Source organism: Marinicauda salina, from assembly GCF_003122085.1.
In the GTDB taxonomy this organism is placed as follows: Bacteria; Pseudomonadota; Alphaproteobacteria; order Caulobacterales; family Maricaulaceae; genus Maricicauda_A; species Maricicauda_A salina.
In genome coordinates, this window is record NZ_QEXV01000001.1 from 50,637 (window position 1) to 67,807 (window position 17,171).

General features: G+C 65.2%; 16 protein-coding genes. 10 read left to right on the plus strand and 6 right to left on the minus strand.

Annotated features, from left to right (window positions below):
- Window positions 1-22 precede the first annotated feature (22 nt).
- From DDZ18_RS00185 to DDZ18_RS00200, 4 genes are all read right to left on the minus strand, one after another.
- On the minus strand, window positions 23-511 hold the full coding sequence (locus DDZ18_RS00185; RefSeq protein WP_109251345.1) for a pseudoazurin: 489 nt from the start codon (window positions 509-511) through the stop codon (window positions 23-25).
- A gap of 73 nt (window positions 512-584) precedes the next feature.
- Window positions 585-1,628 carry a copper-containing nitrite reductase gene (gene nirK / locus DDZ18_RS00190; protein WP_109251346.1) on the minus strand — a complete coding sequence of 348 codons (1,044 nt, stop codon included), beginning with the start codon at window positions 1,626-1,628 and terminating at the stop codon, window positions 585-587.
- A gap of 182 nt (window positions 1,629-1,810) precedes the next feature.
- On the minus strand, window positions 1,811-2,050 hold the full coding sequence (locus tag DDZ18_RS00195; protein WP_109251347.1) for a DUF1858 domain-containing protein: 240 nt from the start codon (window positions 2,048-2,050) through the stop codon (window positions 1,811-1,813).
- A 75-nt stretch (window positions 2,051-2,125) separates the two neighbouring features.
- On the minus strand, window positions 2,126-2,824 hold the full coding sequence (locus DDZ18_RS00200) for a Crp/Fnr family transcriptional regulator (protein ID WP_233245644.1): 699 nt from the start codon (window positions 2,822-2,824) through the stop codon (window positions 2,126-2,128).
- 95 nt (window positions 2,825-2,919) lie between these two features.
- Here DDZ18_RS00200 and hemN point away from each other — a divergent pair, with 95 nt between their 5' ends.
- The 3 genes from hemN (at window position 2,920) to DDZ18_RS00215 (ending at window position 7,124) form a co-directional block, all read left to right on the plus strand.
- Window positions 2,920-4,257 (plus strand): oxygen-independent coproporphyrinogen III oxidase, encoded by a 1,338-nt coding sequence (gene hemN / locus DDZ18_RS00205; RefSeq protein WP_109251349.1) that lies wholly within the window; start codon window positions 2,920-2,922, stop codon window positions 4,255-4,257.
- A 132-nt stretch (window positions 4,258-4,389) separates the two neighbouring features.
- The gene (locus DDZ18_RS00210; RefSeq protein ID WP_109251350.1) at window positions 4,390-6,678 is read left to right on the plus strand and encodes a nitric-oxide reductase large subunit; all 2,289 of its coding nucleotides are present in this window, start codon (window positions 4,390-4,392) and stop codon (window positions 6,676-6,678) included.
- A gap of 83 nt (window positions 6,679-6,761) precedes the next feature.
- On the plus strand, window positions 6,762-7,124 hold the full coding sequence (locus DDZ18_RS00215; RefSeq protein WP_109252177.1) for a YbaN family protein: 363 nt from the start codon (window positions 6,762-6,764) through the stop codon (window positions 7,122-7,124).
- Window positions 7,125-7,128: 4 nt separating this feature from the next.
- Here the strand turns inward: DDZ18_RS00215 and DDZ18_RS00220 are convergent, their stop codons facing one another.
- Window positions 7,129-7,572 carry an RrF2 family transcriptional regulator gene (locus DDZ18_RS00220; protein WP_109251351.1) on the minus strand — a complete coding sequence of 148 codons (444 nt, stop codon included), beginning with the start codon at window positions 7,570-7,572 and terminating at the stop codon, window positions 7,129-7,131.
- Between the two features lie 151 nt (window positions 7,573-7,723).
- Here DDZ18_RS00220 and DDZ18_RS00225 point away from each other — a divergent pair, with 151 nt between their 5' ends.
- From DDZ18_RS00225 to DDZ18_RS00235, 3 genes are read left to right on the plus strand one after another with little or no spacing between them, the layout of a single operon-like run.
- Window positions 7,724-9,634, plus strand: a complete 1,911-nt coding sequence (locus DDZ18_RS00225) for a ribonucleoside triphosphate reductase (protein WP_109252178.1) — start codon at window positions 7,724-7,726, stop codon at window positions 9,632-9,634.
- Between the two features lie 10 nt (window positions 9,635-9,644).
- Entirely contained in the window at window positions 9,645-10,328 is a 684-nt protein-coding gene (locus tag DDZ18_RS00230; RefSeq protein ID WP_233245645.1) for an anaerobic ribonucleoside-triphosphate reductase activating protein, read from the plus strand.
- On the plus strand, window positions 10,315-11,538 hold the full coding sequence (locus DDZ18_RS00235) for an NnrS family protein (protein WP_233245646.1): 1,224 nt from the start codon (window positions 10,315-10,317) through the stop codon (window positions 11,536-11,538). The genes DDZ18_RS00230 and DDZ18_RS00235 overlap by 14 nt, the downstream gene beginning before the upstream one ends.
- Before the next feature lie 6 nt (window positions 11,539-11,544).
- Here the strand turns inward: DDZ18_RS00235 and DDZ18_RS00240 are convergent, their stop codons facing one another.
- Window positions 11,545-12,204 (minus strand): SDR family oxidoreductase, encoded by a 660-nt coding sequence (locus DDZ18_RS00240; protein ID WP_109251354.1) that lies wholly within the window; start codon window positions 12,202-12,204, stop codon window positions 11,545-11,547.
- A 166-nt stretch (window positions 12,205-12,370) separates the two neighbouring features.
- Between DDZ18_RS00240 and DDZ18_RS00245 the strand changes: the two genes are divergently transcribed.
- The 4 genes from DDZ18_RS00245 (at window position 12,371) to DDZ18_RS00260 (ending at window position 16,898) form a co-directional block, all read left to right on the plus strand.
- Entirely contained in the window at window positions 12,371-12,637 is a 267-nt protein-coding gene (locus DDZ18_RS00245; protein ID WP_109251355.1) for a hypothetical protein, read from the plus strand.
- Between the two features lie 503 nt (window positions 12,638-13,140).
- Window positions 13,141-14,346 carry a DNA methyltransferase gene (locus DDZ18_RS00250; RefSeq protein ID WP_233245647.1) on the plus strand — a complete coding sequence of 402 codons (1,206 nt, stop codon included), beginning with the start codon at window positions 13,141-13,143 and terminating at the stop codon, window positions 14,344-14,346.
- Window positions 14,336-15,817: a DNA methyltransferase gene (locus DDZ18_RS00255; RefSeq protein WP_109251356.1), complete on the plus strand. Its 1,482-nt coding sequence runs from the start codon at window positions 14,336-14,338 to the stop codon at window positions 15,815-15,817. Before DDZ18_RS00250 ends, DDZ18_RS00255 begins: the two co-directional genes overlap by 11 nt.
- Window positions 15,810-16,898: a phospholipase D-like domain-containing protein gene (locus DDZ18_RS00260; protein WP_109251357.1), complete on the plus strand. Its 1,089-nt coding sequence runs from the start codon at window positions 15,810-15,812 to the stop codon at window positions 16,896-16,898. Before DDZ18_RS00255 ends, DDZ18_RS00260 begins: the two co-directional genes overlap by 8 nt.
- The last annotated feature ends 273 nt before the right edge of the window (window positions 16,899-17,171 follow it).

The following is a 17,171-nucleotide window of genomic DNA, read 5'->3' on the forward strand; positions in this document are numbered from 1 at the left end:
AGAGGACACGCCGCCGCAGGGCCTATCGGGCGCCGGTTTCCGCAGGACCGGCGGCCGCGTCGCCGGCCTCCAGCCGGTCGAAGAGCGCGGCCATGCGCTGAGTGGCGCGGCCCGGGTGACGGACGGCGGCGGCGTCTTCGAGATTGGGCGCCTCGCCGTCGCCGACCTTGATCAGGGCGACCATGCCGAGCCCGTAGTGGGGCAGGCATTTCACCCCGTAGACCCCGTCCTCGGTGAGCGTGACGGTGATCTCCTGGTTGATGCGGCCGCGGAAAGGCTCGGCGCCTTCGGGCAGCATGCCGGCGATGATCTCCGCGTTGTGGCTCGGATCGGTCGCCAGGAAGGTGACGGTGTCGCCGGGCTCGACCTCCAGATAGGCCGGCTCGAAGACCATCATCTCGCCGTCGGCGCCGCGATTGAGCATCCGGACCTCGTGGTCCTCGGCGAAGGCGGCGTTGGCGGGGATGACGGCCGCAATCAGGGTCGCGGCGAGAAGGAGTTGCTTGTTCATCGGTCTGTCCTTTCGGGGTTTGCGGAAGGCGGGCTCGCCGCCCTCCGCGGACGTTCGGAAATCGGCGCGAGGCCTACTCCTCGTTGAGGTCCTCGAAGACCTCCGGGTTCTCTTCGCCGGTGACCTGGAGGATGCCGGCCAGCCCGCGCTCGACCCGCGACAGGGCGTGGTCGACGAGGATGTAGTCGCCGGGCACCTCGACCTCGAAGTCGACGACGGTGGCGCCGCCGGGGGCGACGGTGGTCGTCTGCACGTCGGTCACGGGCTCGCTGGTCACCGATCCGAACGGGTACATCCGGTCGAAGATCTCGCCGATCACGTGGAAGCTCGAGGTCTTGTTCGGCCCGCCGACGCCGAAGAAGATCCGCACCTCGTCGCCGACCTCGGCCTGCAGCGGGTTGTCCCTCAGCGCGCCCGCGGCCCCGTTGAACACGTAGTACTCGGGATCCTCGTCGAGCAGGCGCTCGACGCTCTCGGTGAGGTGGCCCGGCGTGCCGAAGTCCTCCTCGGTGTAGATCTCGCCTTGCATGACGTAGAACTCGCGGTCGACCTCGGGCAGGCCGTCCTCGGGCTCGACGACGATCAGGCCGTACATGCCGTTGGCGATGTGCTGGGCCACCATCGGGGTGGCGCAGTGATAGACGTAGACGCCCGGGTTCAGGGCCTGGAAGACGAAGCTCTTCGTCTCGCCGGGCGCGGCCAGCGTCGCCTCGGCGCCGCCGCCGGGACCCGTCACGGCGTGGAAGTCCACGTTGTGGAGCATCTGGCTGTCCTCGTCGTTGGTCAGCCGGACTTCCACGGTGTCGCCCACGCGCACCCGGATCATCGGACCGGGCACCTGGTCGTTGAAGGTCCAGTAGGTGTAGGTCGTGCCGTCGGCGAGCTGGCCGACGACCTCGGTCGTCTCCAGCTCGACCAGGTGGCGGCGCGGCTCGTCATAATCGATCGGCGCGGGAAGACCGGCCGGATCGGCGACGATGTTGACCGGACCGGCCTCGTCGAGCGCCTGGCCGGCGTCGGCCGCCTCGCCCGCGTACTGGCCCTGGGCCGGGAACGCCGCCGCGACGGCGAAGGCTGCGCCCGCGAGCAGCGTGGTTTTCAGATACCGGGTCGTCATTGCGCTCTCCTTGTGAGCAGGGGTGTTCGATGAGTGTGGTTCTACCGGCGCGCCCGGGGCGGCTTGTTGCGCTCGAACAAATGGCGCGCCGGTTTTTCAGCGCGGCCGCTTCGCCCGGTGAAAAAAGGGGCCCCGCACCGTCAGGTGCGGGGCCCCGGAGCGGGGCGGAGCGGCGTCGGAAGTCAGGGGAGAGCCGGACTGCGCGCTTCCGGGCCGACGTCCTCGCCCGCCATGGCCTCGGCGAGCTCCGCAGCGAGGGCCTCGGGCTTCAGCCCGTACTCGCGCGCGGCCTCGCGCACCGTCATGAACGGCGCCATGACGCAGCCGGGACACGCCATCCGGTTCCGGACGAAAACCGGCACAGTCTCGGGCTCGGCGTTCATCAGGTCGGCGACGATCATCGAAAGGATGGGTTCAGGCATCTCTCGTCTCCACGGCTTGCGGAGGCGATCCTGCCCGAGGCGCGCCCGGGCGATTTGCGCCGACGCAAATGAGGCTCACGCCTCCTCGGCGATCTCCACGAGGCGATGGGGCTTGAGGATGACGAGACGGCTCGAGCGCCGGCCCTCGAGGATGCCTTCCTCGATCCACGCCGAGAGGGTGCGGCTGACGGTGTGCAGGGTCGTGCCCGTCATCTCGGCGAGATCCTGGCGCGCGACCGGGAACGGGATCTCGACCCCGACCTCCGTCTTCCGGCCCGACTGGCCGGCGATGCGCAGAATGGCGCCCGCGATGCGGCGCTCGACCTGCTGGGTCGCGACCTGCTGCAGGCGCTCCTGCAATTCCTCGATGCGTCCGCCCATCATGCCCATGGCCTTGCTGGCGAGGACGGGATGGTCCTGCATCAGCGCGGTCATCCGCGCCGCGCTCCAGGCCAGCACGCGGGTCTCCTCCACTGCAAGCGGCGTGGCCGGATAGGGCACGCCGCGGAACACCGCCACCGAGCCGACGAGGTCGCCGGGGCCCATGAATCGGAGCACCACGTTCTTGCCTTCCGGCGTCGTCTGGTCGAGGCGCAGCCGCCCCCAGGCGACGACGAAGTGATGCGTCGCTTCGTCGCCCTGCTGAAACAGGGTTTCGCCCTTATCCAGTGCCCGAACCGACGCGCCCTCCGCGGCGTCCTCGATGGCGGCGCGCTCGAGCCCGCTGAAGAAGTTGGAGCGTTCGAGCACCGCGGTCCGGGCGGAGGCGTCCATCGGGAGGTTCCTGCAACTGCGCGCGGCGGCGGTCATTTCCGCATTCTTGCGTTACCGCAAATCGCCGCGCGCGCCAAACGGGTAGAGGGCTGCGCATGAGACACGACATCATCCTCGCCCGCGCCGACGCGCGCGTGCCCCGCTACACCAGCTACCCGACCGCGCCGCACTTCAGCGCCGACATCGGTCCGGACCGCTACGCCGGCTGGCTGGGCGAACTCGACCCGCAACAGCCGGTCTCGCTCTATCTCCACGTGCCGTTCTGCCGGAGCATGTGCTGGTATTGCGGCTGTCATACCAAGGCCACGCGGCGGGCCGAGCCCGTCGACGCCTACGCCGCCGTGCTCCTCGACGAGATCGAGCTGGTCGCCGGGCGCCTGCCCGCGCGCATGAAAGTGAGCCACATCCACTGGGGCGGCGGCAGCCCGACCTATCTCGCGCCGGCGCGCTTCGTGGAGATCATGGACCGGCTGCGCGCCCGCTTCGACGTGCTGGCCGACGCCGAGATCGCCGTCGAGGTCGACCCGCGCATCTTCTCCGGATCGATGGCCTCGGCCTTCCGCAGCGCCGGCGTCACCCGCGCCAGCCTCGGCGTGCAGACTTTCGATCCCGAGGTCCAGAAGGCCGTCAACCGGGTCCAGGACTACGAGTTGGTCGCCGACTGCGTCGAGCGCCTGCGGGCGGCCGGCGTCGATGCGTTCAACATGGACCTCATCTACGGCCTGCCGCTTCAGACCGAGGCGAACTGCCGCGACAGCGCGCGCAAGGCGCTCTCGCTCGGCCCGGATCGCTTCTCGGTGTTCGGCTACGCCCACGTGCCCCACATGAAGCCGCACCAGAAGATGATCAGCGAGGACGCGCTGCCCGGCCCGGCCGAGCGGCTCGCCCAGGCCGACGCCATCGCCGAGGAGCTGGTCGCCGGCGGGCAGGAGCCGATCGGGCTGGATCACTTCGCCCGCCGCGGCGACGCCCTCGCGCAGGCCCTGCACGACGGCTCCATCCGCCGCAACTTTCAGGGCTACACCACCGACGCCGCCCCGGCGATCATCGGGTTCGGATCCTCGGCGATCGGCTGGCTGCCGCAGGGCTATGTCCAGAACACGCCGATGACTCACGACTGGGAGCGCCGCGTGCTGGAGGGCCGGCTCCCGACCGCGCGCGGCTACGCCCTCACCGACGACGACCGCATGCGCCGGACGATCATCGAGCAGCTGATGTGCCGGCTCGAGGCCGACCCTGTCGCGATCGCGGCCGCCCACGGCCTGCCGGCGCCGGAGGCCGATCTCTCGGACTTTCTCCGGGACGGCGTGGTCGCCATGGACGGCTCGCGCATCGTGATCGACCCGACCTACCGCCCGCTCGCGCGCAGCGTCGCGGCGGCTTTCGACGCCCGCCTCGCGAACTCGACGGCGCGCCACGCGGTGGCCGTCTAGGCTCCGCGGCGCGGTTCAATCCTCCCGATTTGCGCTGCCGCAACTCCGGCTCGCCGGGCTGCGGCTATCCGCAAGCACGGGCCGCTCTCCGGACGGGGGCGCGGCCGCACGTGCAAGCGGAGGGAGAAAACCATGCAGGACCGCTCCATGAGAAAGATGGGCGTCATCCTGGTCGTGATACTGATCGCCTCGTTCAGCGTCCTGGGATGGCTGGGCCGCGATCTGTACCGCCAGGCGCCGCCCATGCCCTCGGCCGTCGTCACGACGACCGGCGAAACCGTCTTCACCCGGGACGACATCCAGACCGGCCGTCAGGTCTACCAGTCGATGGGCGGCCAGCAGGTCGGCTCGATCTGGGGCCATGGCGGCTATCTCGCGCCGGACTGGTCGGCCGACTGGCTGCACCGGGAGGCGACGGCCCTGCTCGACGCCTGGGCGCAGGACGCCCACGGCGCGCCTTACGCCGGGCTCGACCCGGAGACGCAGGCCGGCCTGCAGCAGCGCCTGCAGTCCCAGCTTCGCGAGAACACCTACGACGCCGAGACCGGCGAGATCGTGATCACGCCGGAGCGCGCCGCCGCGATCGACGAGATCGCCGGTCACTATGTCTCGCTATTCGGCGACTCCCACGCGCTGGAATCGCTGCGCGAGGACTACGCCATCGCAAACGGCGCGATCCCCGATCCCGAGCGGCGCGAAGCGCTGACCGCCTTCTTCTTCTGGGCGGCGTGGGCGACGGTCACCGAGCGGCCGGACGACACGGTCACCTACACCAATAACTGGCCGCACGAGCCGCTGGTGGGCAACCAGCCGTCCGCCCCTAACGTGATGTGGTCGATCGCCAGCGTGATCCTGCTGATCGCCGGCATCGGCGCGCTCACCTGGTGGCACGCGGGGCGCAAGGAGGAGCCGGCGCCCACGCCCCCGGCGGAGGATCCGCTGTCGGCGCTCAAGCCGACGCCCTCGATGAAGGCGACCCGGAAATATTTCTGGACCGTGGTGGCGCTCTTCCTGGCGCAGATCTGCCTCGGCGCGATCACGGCTCACTATTCGGTCGAAGGCCACGATTTCTACGGCTTCCCGCTGTCGGAGATCCTGCCCTACGCGGTGACCCGGACCTGGCACACCCAGCTGGCGATCTTCTGGATCGCGACGGCCTGGCTGGCCACCGGTCTCTACCTCGCCCCGGCGCTCGGCGGCCGCGAGCCGAAATTCCAGAAGATCGGCGTCGACCTGCTGTACGGCGCGCTGCTCGTCGTGGTCGTGGGCTCGATGGCCGGCGAATGGCTGGCGGTCCAGCAATTCTTCGATCTCGACATGAATTTCTGGTTCGGCCACCAGGGCTGGGAATACGTCGATCTCGGCCGGTTCTGGCAGATCCTGCTCTTCGCGGGACTGATGATCTGGCTCGGGCTGATGGGCCGGGCGCTCTACCCCGCGCTCAAGCAGCCGGGCGAAGGTCAGCCCCTGACCGTGATCCTGTTCCTGTCGACGGTCGCCATCGGCCTGTTCTACGGGGCCGGGCTCACCTGGGGCCAGCACACCCACCTGTCGATGATCGAGTACTGGCGCTGGTGGGTCGTTCACCTGTGGGTCGAGGGCTTCTTCGAGGTCTTCGCCACCGCCGCCATCGCCCTGCTGCTGGTCAAGATGGGGCTGCTGCGCAACCGCACCGCCAATCACGCCGTGCTGTTCGCCACCATCATCTTCCTGACCGGCGGCGTGCTCGGCACGCTGCACCACCTCTACTTCTCGGGCGCCACCACGCCGACGCTCGCCATCGGCGCGGTGTTCTCCGCGCTGGAGGTCGTGCCGCTGGCCCTCATCGGCCACGAGGCGCTGGAGAACTATCGCATGACCAAGGCGGCGAAATGGGTCCAGGCCTATAAGTGGCCGATCATGTTCTTCGTCGCGGTGGCGTTCTGGAACCTGGTCGGCGCCGGCCTGCTCGGCTTCCTGATCAACCCGCCGGTCTCGCTGTTCTACGTGCAGGGCCTCAACCTGACCGCCACGCACGGCCACGCCGCCCTGTTCGGCGTCTACGGCCTGCTCGGCATCGGCCTGATGATGTTCTGCCTGCGCGGCCTGTTCGCGCGGGAGGGCTGGTCGGACCGCCTGGCCGGATGGAGCTTCTGGCTGCTCAATGCGGGGCTGACGATGATGGTGTTCATGAGCCTGTTCCCGGTCGGGATCATCCAGGCCCACGCCTCCATCACCGAGGGCCTGTGGTACGCCCGCTCGGCCGAGGTGCTGCAGTCGGAGCTCATCCACTTCTTCGTGTGGATGCGGGTGCCCGGCGACATCGTGTTCAGCATCGGCGCGGCCGTGCTGGCGGTGTTTGTCGCCCGCCTGGCCTGGACCGGCTTCCGCCGGAGACGGGTCGGGGCCGAGACGCCTCCGCTCGGCGCGCCGGCCGAGTAAGGCGCCGCCGGCGGCCGGACCAAGCGGCGGATCCCGGAGCTCCGGCTCCGGGATCCGTTCCGCATCGTGATATGAAGGACGCCATGCCCGTTCGTCGCGCCGTCTTCGCCGCCATCGGCCTCGCCCTGGTTCCGCTGGGCGCGGCGGGACTGGTGCTGCCGCTGCTGCCGGGCACGCCGATCCTCATCGTCGCGGCGGCCTGCCTGGCGCGCGCCTCGCCCCGGCTCGAGGCCTGGCTGGTCGATCATCCGCGGCTGGGGCCCGGCGTGCGGGCCTGGCGCGAGCGCGGCGCCATCCCGCGCAACGCCAAGCGCGTCGCGCTGCCGGTCATGGCGGTCTCGGGCCTGATCGCGGCTGCGTCGAGCGCCCCGCTCTTCGCGAAGCTGATCGCCGTCGTCGCGCTTGCAGCGGCCGGGCTCTGGGTCTGGTCGCGCCCGGAGGCGTGACGCCTCAATCGCGATCGGGAAGCGCCAGCAGGCGCGCCAGCTTGTCGCGCCTGGTGGATATCTCGGCGAGCGTGACCTCGTCGAGCACGCCCAGATAGGCGTCGACGGCGCGCTTGAGCACGCCGATCAGCCCGCACGCCGGGGTGATGACACAGCGGTTCTCCGCCGGCTTGAAGCACTCGGCCTGGGCGAAGCCTTCCTCCATCACGCGCACCACGTCGCCGACCACGATCTCCTCGGCCGGACGAGCCAGCCGCAGCCCCCCGCCGCGGCCGCGCACGGTCTCGATGAAGCCGTGTTCGCCGAGCTTGCGCACGATCTTCATCAGGTGATTGCGCGAAATCCCGTAACCCGCGGCGATCTGCTCGATCGTGCAGCGTTCGTCAGGCTGAACCGCGGCGTAGATGAGTACGCGCAGCGCATAATCCGTATGGGCGGTCAGCCGCATCGCTTCGCTCGCTTCTTCGCTGCAGGCCGCTCCCCGATAACGCGACCATCGGGGCGGAGCCAGAGAAATCCAAGATCGGGTTCACAAAGAGGTATATATTGTGCATCTTTTTTGCGGACACACCACCCCTTGATTCGAGATGGAGATGACGATGCTCGACGGCCCCCTCTCTCGCGACGCCGACCCCGACGTCCCGACGCCTTCGCCAGACACCCGGACAACCATCGACGTCGCCCAGGCCGTCGAGGAATACGTCGGCCGCGCCGACTGGCGCATCAAGGCGAACGCCAACCAGGGCTATTCGCTGGGCGGGCTCATCCTGAACGTCTCGGGCAAGGTCATCGCCAACTACTGGCTCGACCACGTCTACCCGGCCGCGATCGGGCGGGCCCATCGCGAGGCCGACCTGCACATCCACGATCTCGACATGCTGTCGGGATACTGCGCCGGCTGGTCGCTGCGCACGCTGCTCAACGAGGGGCTCAACGGGGTGCCCGAGAAGGCCGAGGGCGGCCCGCCGAAGCACTTCACCTCGGCGCTCGGCCAAGCGGTGAACTTCCTGGGCGCGTTGCAGAACGAGTGGGCCGGCGCCCAGGCCTTCTCCAGCTTCGACACCTACATGGCGGCCTATGTCCGGTCCGACGGGCTCGACTACGCCCAGGTGCGCCAGGGGCTCCAGGAGTTCGTCCACTCGCTGAACGTGCCGTCGCGCTGGGGCACGCAGACGCCCTTCACCAATCTCACCTTCGACTGGGTCTGCCCCGAGGACCTGCGCGACCAGACGCCGCTCATCGGCGGCGAGGAGGCCGACTTCGCCTATGGCGACCTCCAGGCCGAGATGGACATGATCAACCGCGCCTTCATCGAGGTGATGTGCGAGGGCGACGCGCGCGGGCGCGTCTTCACCTTCCCGATCCCGACCTACAACATCACCGAGGACTTTCCCTGGGAGAGCGAGAACGCCCAGCGGCTGTTCGAGATGACCGCGAAGTACGGGCTGCCCTACTTCCAGAACTTCATCAATTCCGACATGAAGCCCGGCCAGGTGCGCTCGATGTGCTGCCGGCTGCAGCTGGACCTGCGCGAGCTGATGAAGCGCGGCAACGGGCTGTTCGGCTCGGCGGAGCAGACCGGTTCGATCGGCGTGGTCACCGTCAACTGCGCCCGGCTCGGCCATCGCTTCGCCGGCGACTGGGACGGACTGATCGCCGAGCTCGACCGCCTGCTCGAGCTCGGCCGCGACAGCCTCGAGATCAAGCGCGTCTTCATCCAGCGCCTGATGGACCAGGGGCTGTTCCCCTACACCCGGCGGTATCTCGGCACGCTCAGGAACCACTTCTCGACGCTCGGGGTGAACGGGCTCAACGAGATGGTTCGCAACTTCACCGGCGACGCCCACGACATCACCACGCCGGAAGGCGAGGCGATGGCGCTCGACCTGCTCGACCATGTCCGCGGCCGCATGGTCGAGTTCCAGGAGGCGACCGGCCACATGTACAATCTCGAGGCGACGCCGGCCGAGGGCACGACCTACCGCTTCGCCAAGGAGGACCTGAAGCGCTTCCCGGACATCCTCCAGGCGGGCTTCGAGGGCGCGCCCTACTACACCAACTCCTCGCAGCTGCCCGTCGGCCACACCGACGACCCCTTCGAGGCGCTCACCCGCCAGGACGCGCTGCAGACGAAGTACACCGGCGGCACCGTCCTGCACCTCTACATGAGCGAGAAGCTGTCCTCGGCGGCGGCCTGCCGGACCCTAGTGAAGAACGCGCTGTCGCGCTTCCGCCTGCCCTACATCACGGCCACGCCGACCTTCTCGATCTGCCCGACGCACGGCTATCTCGCCGGCGAGCACCACCACTGTCCCAGGTGCGACGCCGAAGCGGAGGCGCGGCTACCCGAGGGCGCCGCGCTGGCCGAGGAGGACCGTCAGCCCTGCGAGGTCTGGACCCGGGTCATGGGCTATCACCGGCCGGTCTCGGCCTTCAATCCAGGCAAGCGGAGCGAGCATGAGGAGCGCACCCACTTCGAGGAGCGCCGCGCCGGTCTCGCCGCCGCGTGAGGCGCCGGGGTTGAGGGTCGGCGGCTTCGAACCGTTCTCGACCCTCGACTTTCCCGGCCGGCTGGCCGCCGTGGTGTTCTGCCAGGGCTGCCCGCTGGCCTGCGGCTACTGCCACAACCCGGACCTGATCCCGGCGACGGCGGAACGCCTGATCGACTTCGACTCCGTCCTGGCGCGTCTCGAGGCGCGCCGGGACTTTCTCGAGGCGGTCGTGTTCAGCGGCGGCGAGCCGCTCGCCCAGGCGGCGCTGGCGCCGGCGATCGAGGCGGTGAAGGCCCGCGGCTTCGCCGTGGCGCTGCACACCGCCGTGACCGCGCCGGCGCTGCTCGACCGCGTGCTCGCGCATGTCGACTGGGTCGGCTTCGACGTGAAGGCGCCCTTCGACCGCTACGACCCGGTGACCGGCGTCGCGAAGGCGGGTCCGAAGGCGCGCGCGAGCCTGGAGCGTCTCGCCGCCTCGGGCGTTCCCTTCGAGGCGCGCACGACGGTCTGGCCGGTCGCGCTGGACGCCGACGACATACGCGCGATCGCGTTTGCGCTGCAGCAACTCGGCGTGCGCCGCTACGTGCTTCAAGAGACGCGGACCGCCGACCGCCGGCCTTGGCCGGGCGGGTCGGCGATCGACGACGCCGCCCTCCTCGACGAGGTCGGCGCGATGTTCGACGAGTTCGAGGTGCGCCGTGCTGAAAGCTGACAAGTCCGCCCTGCGCGCGGCCATGCCGCGCGATCCGATCGCCGCCCGCCGCGAGTACGCCGGTCCCGCGCTGTTCAGCTACGGCTTCCGGCCCTTCTTCCTGTTCGGCGCGCTCTGGGCCGCCCTCGCCGCGCCGATCTGGATGGGCGTGTTCCTGAGCGGCGGCGCGACGGTCGGGACCGCGCCGGCGCTCGCCTGGCACGTCCACGAGATGGTGTTCGGCTTTCTCGCCGCGATCATCGCCGGCTTCCTGCTGACCGCCGTGCCCAACTGGACCGGCGGGCTGGCCGTGATGGGCGGGCGGCTGGCCGGGCTCTTCGGGCTGTGGGCGGCCGGGCGCGCGGCGATGCTCGCCCAGGGCGCGGCCCCGGTCGCCGCGGCGATCGTCGACAGCGCCTTCCTGGTCCTGTTCGCGGCCATGATCTGGCGCGAGGTGCTGCTCGGCGGCAATCGCAGGAACGCGCCGGTGTGCGCGCTGACGAGCCTGCTCGCGCTGGCCAATATCGGCTTCCACGCCGCGCTGATCACGGGCGCCGACTGGCGCGCCGCCCAGGGCGCGGCGATCGCCGCGGTCGCGATGCTCATCGCGCTGATCGGCGGACGCATCACACCCAGCTTCACGCGCAACTGGATGACCCAGCGTGGGATGAGCGATCTCCCCGCGGCCATGGGCGCGTTCGACGCCGGCGCGCTCGCCGCGGCGGGCGCCGGCCTGCTGGCCTGGATCCTCGCCCCGATGGATTGGTTCGCCGGCGCGCTGTTGCTGATCGCCGGGGCGATGCACGCGATCCGGCTGGCGCGCTGGAAGGGCTGGCACACGACGGCCGAGCCGCTCGTGACCATCCTCCATGTCGGCTACGCTTGGCTGCCGCTGGGGCTCGTCCTGATGGGCGCGTCAGCGATCGCGCCCGGCCCGGTTCCCGCCAGCGCGGCGCTGCACGCGCTCACCGCCGGAGCGATGGGCACGATGACGCTGGCGGTCATGACCCGCGCCACGCTCGGCCACACCGGTCGCGATCGCGCGGCCGACGCCTGGACGCGCCTGATCTACGGGCTGGTCGTGGCCGGCGCGCTCATCCGCGTGCTCGCCCCGATCGCGCTGGGGGCCGGACAGTACGCCGCGCTCGGCGCCGGCGCGGCGCTGTGGAGCGCGGCCTTCGCGGTGTTCGTCCTGCGCTACGGACCGATGCTCGTCGCGCCGCGTCGGTGAAGGAGGCTACATCCGGCCGCGGACGACCAGATCGTCGCCGGTCACGCCGGACGCCCTGTCGGACAGCAGGAAGGCGACCGCCTCGGCGACCTCCTCCGGCTTCGCCCAGGCCGAGAAGTCCGCGTCGGCCATGGCCTCGCGATTGGGCGGGGTGTCGATGATGGTCGGCGAGACGGAATTGACCCGCACGCCGTTCGGCTTGAGCTCGGCGGCGAGCGCCTCGGTCAGGCGCCGCACGCCCGCCTTCGACGCCGCGTAGGGCCCCATGCCTTCATCGGCGTGACCGGCGGCGGCCGCGGCGATGTTGACGATCGCCCCGCCCTTCCCCAAGCGGCCGGCCGCGGCGCGGCAGGAGACCGCGGCGCTGAGCACGTTCATGCGCCACAGGCGCTCCCACAGATCGGGCTCGCTCTCCAGCACGGGCCGCCAGTCGAACCCGCCCGCGCAATTGACCAGCCCGGTCGGTTTCCGCCCGTCGGCCTCGAGGCGGTCATAGACGGTCTCGACCTGGCCGGGCTCGGTGAGATCGATCCCGCCGAAGACAGCCTCGGCGGCGTCCTTGTCGGGCTGGCCGAGATCGACGGCCGCGACCGCTTGGCCGGCCTCGCGCAGCAGGCTGCACACGGTCTTTCCGAGCGTTCCGGCCGCGCCGGTGACAACGATCATCGAGGGCGTCTCCCTTGTTCGGCGTCGGCCCGTGATAGGCGATGTCGCCCGGGCGGGCAAAGCCGATCCGCTCGCCCCCGGCGCAGGCTGAGGCGGGGCGCCGCAGGGCCGGCGGCGCGTCCGGCCGGTATCGTGGGGACGATCGAATCAGGAGGTCGAGCCGACCATGAACCACAAGCACCGCAAGATCCTGCACGCCATCTTCGCCCATCCCGAGCCGGCGAACCTGTCGCCGGCCGATGTCGAGCATGTGCTCGAAGACCTCGGCGCGGAGCTGGGCGAGCGCGGCGGCGCGAAGTTCTCCGTCACGCTCAACGGCCAGACGGCGAACTTCCATCACGCCAGGCACTCCCTGCCCAAGGACGAGGTCCGCGCGATCCGGAAATTCCTCGAAGGCGCCGGCGTCGATCCCGAGCGGGATCATCCGTTGTAGGGGCTGTCGCGGCTTCGCGGCCCTCGTTCTTCGAGACCCGATCCCCCTCCCTCCCCTTGATGGGGGGGGTATAGCTAAATCTTAAAAGAAAGACCCCGAGGTTCGTTTGACATCCCTGCCGGGACTGCAGGGCAATTTAGAAGGCTATTGACGCAGGTGTCGGGAATTCGATCACTCAGCGTGATGAGTTCGGAAAGCCTCTAATTCAAGAAGATTTTGGTGACGACCCGCGCTGCCGCCTTTTCTGTTGTTCGGATTGCACCCTGCGCCCTCGCCAGCCGACCAAATAAGCCTGGTTTCCCGCCGCCGGATTTAGCTGGATGTAATAGCAGCGTGCGTTACCGAACGTTGAAACTCGCACTCCGAGCTAATCCCACGAAATGGCGTAGCTGAAAGCTTTTTCACAACATCCATGTCGACGGCATACGGGGCCTCTTGGGGTCATTGATGGGTCAGATTAACCTTCAAAACTGATTCTGTGCACCACCCCGACTGAGACGAAGTTGATAAAGGCCGGAGTAAGTGATTTGGACCGACTAGCTACAATTGGTGCCGGCGCGAACGCGGTTGAAACACATCGTTCTGAAACCGGCATCGCAAAACAGTTGGGCGCAATCGATTGGGCCTTCCCGCAGCGGGGCAAGGGGGAAGCAATTGAGGCGGTCCATCCGTATCCAGCAAAGTTTGTGTCCGATCTTCCTCAAGCCGTTCTGTCTGTGCTTCCAGTCCCAGACGAGACCGTTGTCCTCGATCCATTCTGCGGCAGCGGCACGGCGCTTGTTGAGTGTCAGAACGCGGGATACAAGAGCGTTGGTATCGACCTGAACCCGATCGCCTGCATGATCTCGCGAGTGAAAACCTCGCCTGCTCCCGAAGGATTAGCTGATCACGCACATCTCATTGCGAGTTCTGAGAGCGACGCTTGCACAGACGATGTCCCAATAATCCCAAACCTCAATCATTGGTTTAAGCCTCACATTCAACGTACAATCACCCGCATTCTATCTGGGATATCTCAAGCCCCACCTGCCACTCAAGACGCCCTAAAACTTGCGCTATCCAGCATTATCGTTCGCGTGTCCAATCAGGAGAGTGACACGCGGTACGCCGCCATCGAGAAAGACGTTACAGAGCAGAAGGTGCTCGAGCTGTTCACCCGGTCTGCACAACGTATACAATCGGCACTTGCCCATCAGCCCGATCCACTTCCCGAGTGCCACGTTTTCGAAGCGGATACGCTGGCATTCGACCTCACTAAGCTCTCCCGGCCGGTCGGATTAGTGATTACATCACCTCCATATCCAAACGCCTATGAGTATTGGCTCTACCATAAGTACCGGATGTGGTGGCTTGGGCATGATCCCATCAACGTGAAAGCCAAAGAGATCGGAGCACGGGCTCACTTCTTTAAAAAGAACCGGCATACGCGCGAGCACTTTGTTGGGCAGATGGCCAAAACATTCGAACTTATTTCGAAGGTTCTCGTGCCCGGTGGCTACGCGGTTTTCGTCGTTGGTCGGTCAAAGATTCATGGTGAGATAGTCGAGAACGCTGAAATCATCGTGGATGCTGCAGCGCAATTTGGAATTGAGAAGATCTTTTCGGTGGAGCGCTCGATCGCCGCGAATCGGAAATCGTTCAATCTCTCTCACGCGAACATTAAAACCGAGAGTATAATCGTATTACAGAATCGATCACATGAAAATTAATTGGGGAAAATACAAACACTTTCCGTACGAAAAGCGCTTCGCTATCGACGAACTCCGCTCGATCGTCGAGCCGGAAAAGATTGTTGAAGATGAACAAAGCGTCCTTATCGAGGGCGGCAGGACCGAACGTTGTCACGACCTAACCTATTTCTCGGAATTTGGTACGGGCAATCAGTTCCAACCTACCCGCCAGCATCTCATTGAGATTAGCGCGGGCAATGGCGGAAAGCGTCAGAGCACTCGTTATTCTGTTCACGGTCTTCATGAATACAAAGGGAAATTCAATCCTCAAGTTGCCCGAGCTCTGTTGAATATTCTCGCACCAGAACCAGGTGCAACGATCCTAGACCCATTCTGCGGGAGCGGAACGACTCTGATCGAAGCGGTGCATCTCGGACACATTGGATACGGTATCGACGTCAATCCGCTCGCTATATATATAACGAATGCGAAATTCGCTGGTTTAACCAATTCGGCAGAAGCCCTGCGCAGCGCACTCGAACGCATAAAGAACGGTATTTCGAGGAATGGTGTAGAAGTACCGGACACGAGTCGTTCAAATCGAGCCGTATACCTCAAAAATTGGCTCCCATCCTCAACGTTCCGGCAAGCCGAGCTAGTACGAGCGATTGCAGGGCAAGAATCTAAGTCGATCAAAAATTTCTTTCTGACGATCGCTAGCGACAAGCTCCGAGATCATTCGCTGCAAGAACCGGCAGACCTTCGCATCCGAAGACGTAGATCGCCACTGCCCAAGATCGATTTTTCTGAAGACTTTCTACGCACGGCGGAAGCTGTAGTTGAGCGAATTAGTGCTGCTCAAGCGGCATTTGGATTGAAGAATGCTGAGCTACATACGGCGCAAATTAGGAACACCGAACTCAAAGCCACTTTCGGCGAAGTTAAATTTGATGCGGCTGTAACAAGCCCACCCTATGCTATGGCGCTTCCCTACATCGACACACAAAGACTGTCTCTGGTTTGGTTAGGCTTGGTTGAACCAAGCGAAATTTTGCAGTTAGAAGCTACACTTATTGGCAGTAGAGAGCTCCGCGGGCGCGCTCGCCCGCTTTTAGAGGAGAAGATACGTATAAATCATGACAAATTGCCAGACTCAGAATGGCAGCGATGCTGCCAGCTTCAAGCTGCAATCGGGCCTTCCGATGGGTTCCGTCGGCGCGCTGTTCCTATTCTGCTATACCGTTACTTTTCATCTATGCAGAACAGCTTTCGGGCGGTGGCCGCTGCAATGAAACGGGGCGGCCATTATGCGCTGGTGGTCGGTCACAACCATACTACCCTTGGTGGCTCAAGATTTGATATCGATACGCCTAGACACCTAGCTAATATCGCAAATGCCGTAGGGTGGCGCGTCGCGCGGGTAGAGCCACTTGAGACATATCAACGGTATGGACTTCATGTAAAGAATGCCGTGCGTGAAGAGGCTTTAATAGTTCTAGAGAATGGTTGAACTGACACTCCATCCTAATGTTTATGCGACCGGTGGAAGCACAGGTCTTGTGCCGCTTTTGGAACGTGTATGGATACGTGATCATGAGCCTGGAGCTGGTACCTTCTATATCATTTCCGGTTTTGGTAATTACAATGGAGGAGTTCGTTTCTACCCAACATTTCGAAGGCATATTGATGCTGGGGGCCGGGTCGTTGCATTTTTTGGTGGAAGTACACGCCAACGCCTTACAAGCAAGCAACTCGTTAAAGAATTGCTGGAATGCGGTGCCGAAGTTCACGTGATCAATCGAAAGCGATTGATGCATGCGAAAAGCTATGGGTTTGGCTCACAGAACTCTGACAGCGTGATTGTGACTAGCGGCAATTTTACTGGGCCGGGGATGTCGCAAAATGTAGAGATGGCGGTACTAATTGATGAGGCCACCTCTCAAACGGCAGGCTTCTCTTGGGAGGCTATGATTGGCCGGATGCTTGATCAATCTTGGGACATCTATCGACCGCCGCTTGGAGACGAGCAAGACCCCGCGTGGGAGCTGCTCTACGACGAGCAAGGGCGCGAGATTGTTCTCGACGAAACCGACGAAGTAACGATGTTGCTTCGATTAGGGCATGCTGATACCGCTCGAATTATGGCCGACCCCGGTACTAAGGCATCTAAGGGTACGCAGTATTTTTGGCTAAGCCGAGATTGCTATGACTTCTTTCCGCCGCTGACTATACTAAATCAGCGTGGCATTAAACGTACCTATTCTTGCCTAATCAACATGACTTTCGTCGACCTTGGGGTCCGCTCCGAAGTACGGGTAACATTCGAAGCGGAGAACAATCTCGATTTCCGGCTTGGGACAGGACCACTTCGTGCGACGAAGCTCGCGGGGCCAGGCGACCTAGCCCTCATATCCAGAGTTGGAGAGAGAGAATACGAGCTACGTCTTATACAATCCGACTCAGCAATATTTCCGCTGCTTGACCGCTATGCGGTCCATGTCATTGGGCACCAAGGAAAACAATACGGCTACCTGTCAAATGAGACGCTTGGAGATATTCTCGGATATCGGATAGGTCGAACTCGGCATTGAGCCTGAAGGCGAGGATCGATTGTGATCCCGGGGGGTAATTGAAGCCGCTCCAACCCAGACTTCACCGCACTTAGGTGCATATCTACGACTCGATAAGGCTCAGATTATTGCTACGAAATTGGTGTCACACAATCAGTTTCGACGTACGTCACGCGATGAGCATCCGAACTCATTGACTTCACGGGATGCAGGAATAGACCTCCGTAAGGATCGGATGTGACCGGACGTCCGACCACCTCAACCGCCAAACTGAACAGGAAGCGTGACGCTCGG

What these genes read in the sequence shown, in the direction of transcription:
- DDZ18_RS00220 (WP_109251351.1), bottom strand. Translation starts at nt 7,572, where the DNA reads ATGCGGCTGACCGCCCATACGGATTATGCGCTGCGCGTACTCATCTAC.
- DDZ18_RS00240 (WP_109251354.1), bottom strand. Translation starts at nt 12,204, where the DNA reads ATGATCGTTGTCACCGGCGCGGCCGGAACGCTCGGAAAGACCGTGTGC.
- DDZ18_RS00200 (WP_233245644.1), bottom strand. Translation starts at nt 2,824, where the DNA reads ATGGACGCCTCCGCCCGGACCGCGGTGCTCGAACGCTCCAACTTCTTC.
- DDZ18_RS00215 (WP_109252177.1), top strand. Translation starts at nt 6,762, where the DNA reads ATGCCCGTTCGTCGCGCCGTCTTCGCCGCCATCGGCCTCGCCCTGGTT.
- DDZ18_RS00255 (WP_109251356.1), top strand. Translation starts at nt 14,336, where the DNA reads ATGAAAATTAATTGGGGAAAATACAAACACTTTCCGTACGAAAAGCGC.
- nirK (WP_109251346.1), bottom strand. Translation starts at nt 1,628, where the DNA reads ATGACGACCCGGTATCTGAAAACCACGCTGCTCGCGGGCGCAGCCTTC.
- DDZ18_RS00185 (WP_109251345.1), bottom strand. Translation starts at nt 511, where the DNA reads ATGAACAAGCAACTCCTTCTCGCCGCGACCCTGATTGCGGCCGTCATC.
- DDZ18_RS00195 (WP_109251347.1), bottom strand. Translation starts at nt 2,050, where the DNA reads ATGCCTGAACCCATCCTTTCGATGATCGTCGCCGACCTGATGAACGCC.
- DDZ18_RS00245 (WP_109251355.1), top strand. Translation starts at nt 12,371, where the DNA reads ATGAACCACAAGCACCGCAAGATCCTGCACGCCATCTTCGCCCATCCC.
- hemN (WP_109251349.1), top strand. Translation starts at nt 2,920, where the DNA reads ATGAGACACGACATCATCCTCGCCCGCGCCGACGCGCGCGTGCCCCGC.
- DDZ18_RS00260 (WP_109251357.1), top strand. Translation starts at nt 15,810, where the DNA reads ATGGTTGAACTGACACTCCATCCTAATGTTTATGCGACCGGTGGAAGC.
- DDZ18_RS00210 (WP_109251350.1), top strand. Translation starts at nt 4,390, where the DNA reads ATGCAGGACCGCTCCATGAGAAAGATGGGCGTCATCCTGGTCGTGATA.
- DDZ18_RS00225 (WP_109252178.1), top strand. Translation starts at nt 7,724, where the DNA reads ATGCTCGACGGCCCCCTCTCTCGCGACGCCGACCCCGACGTCCCGACG.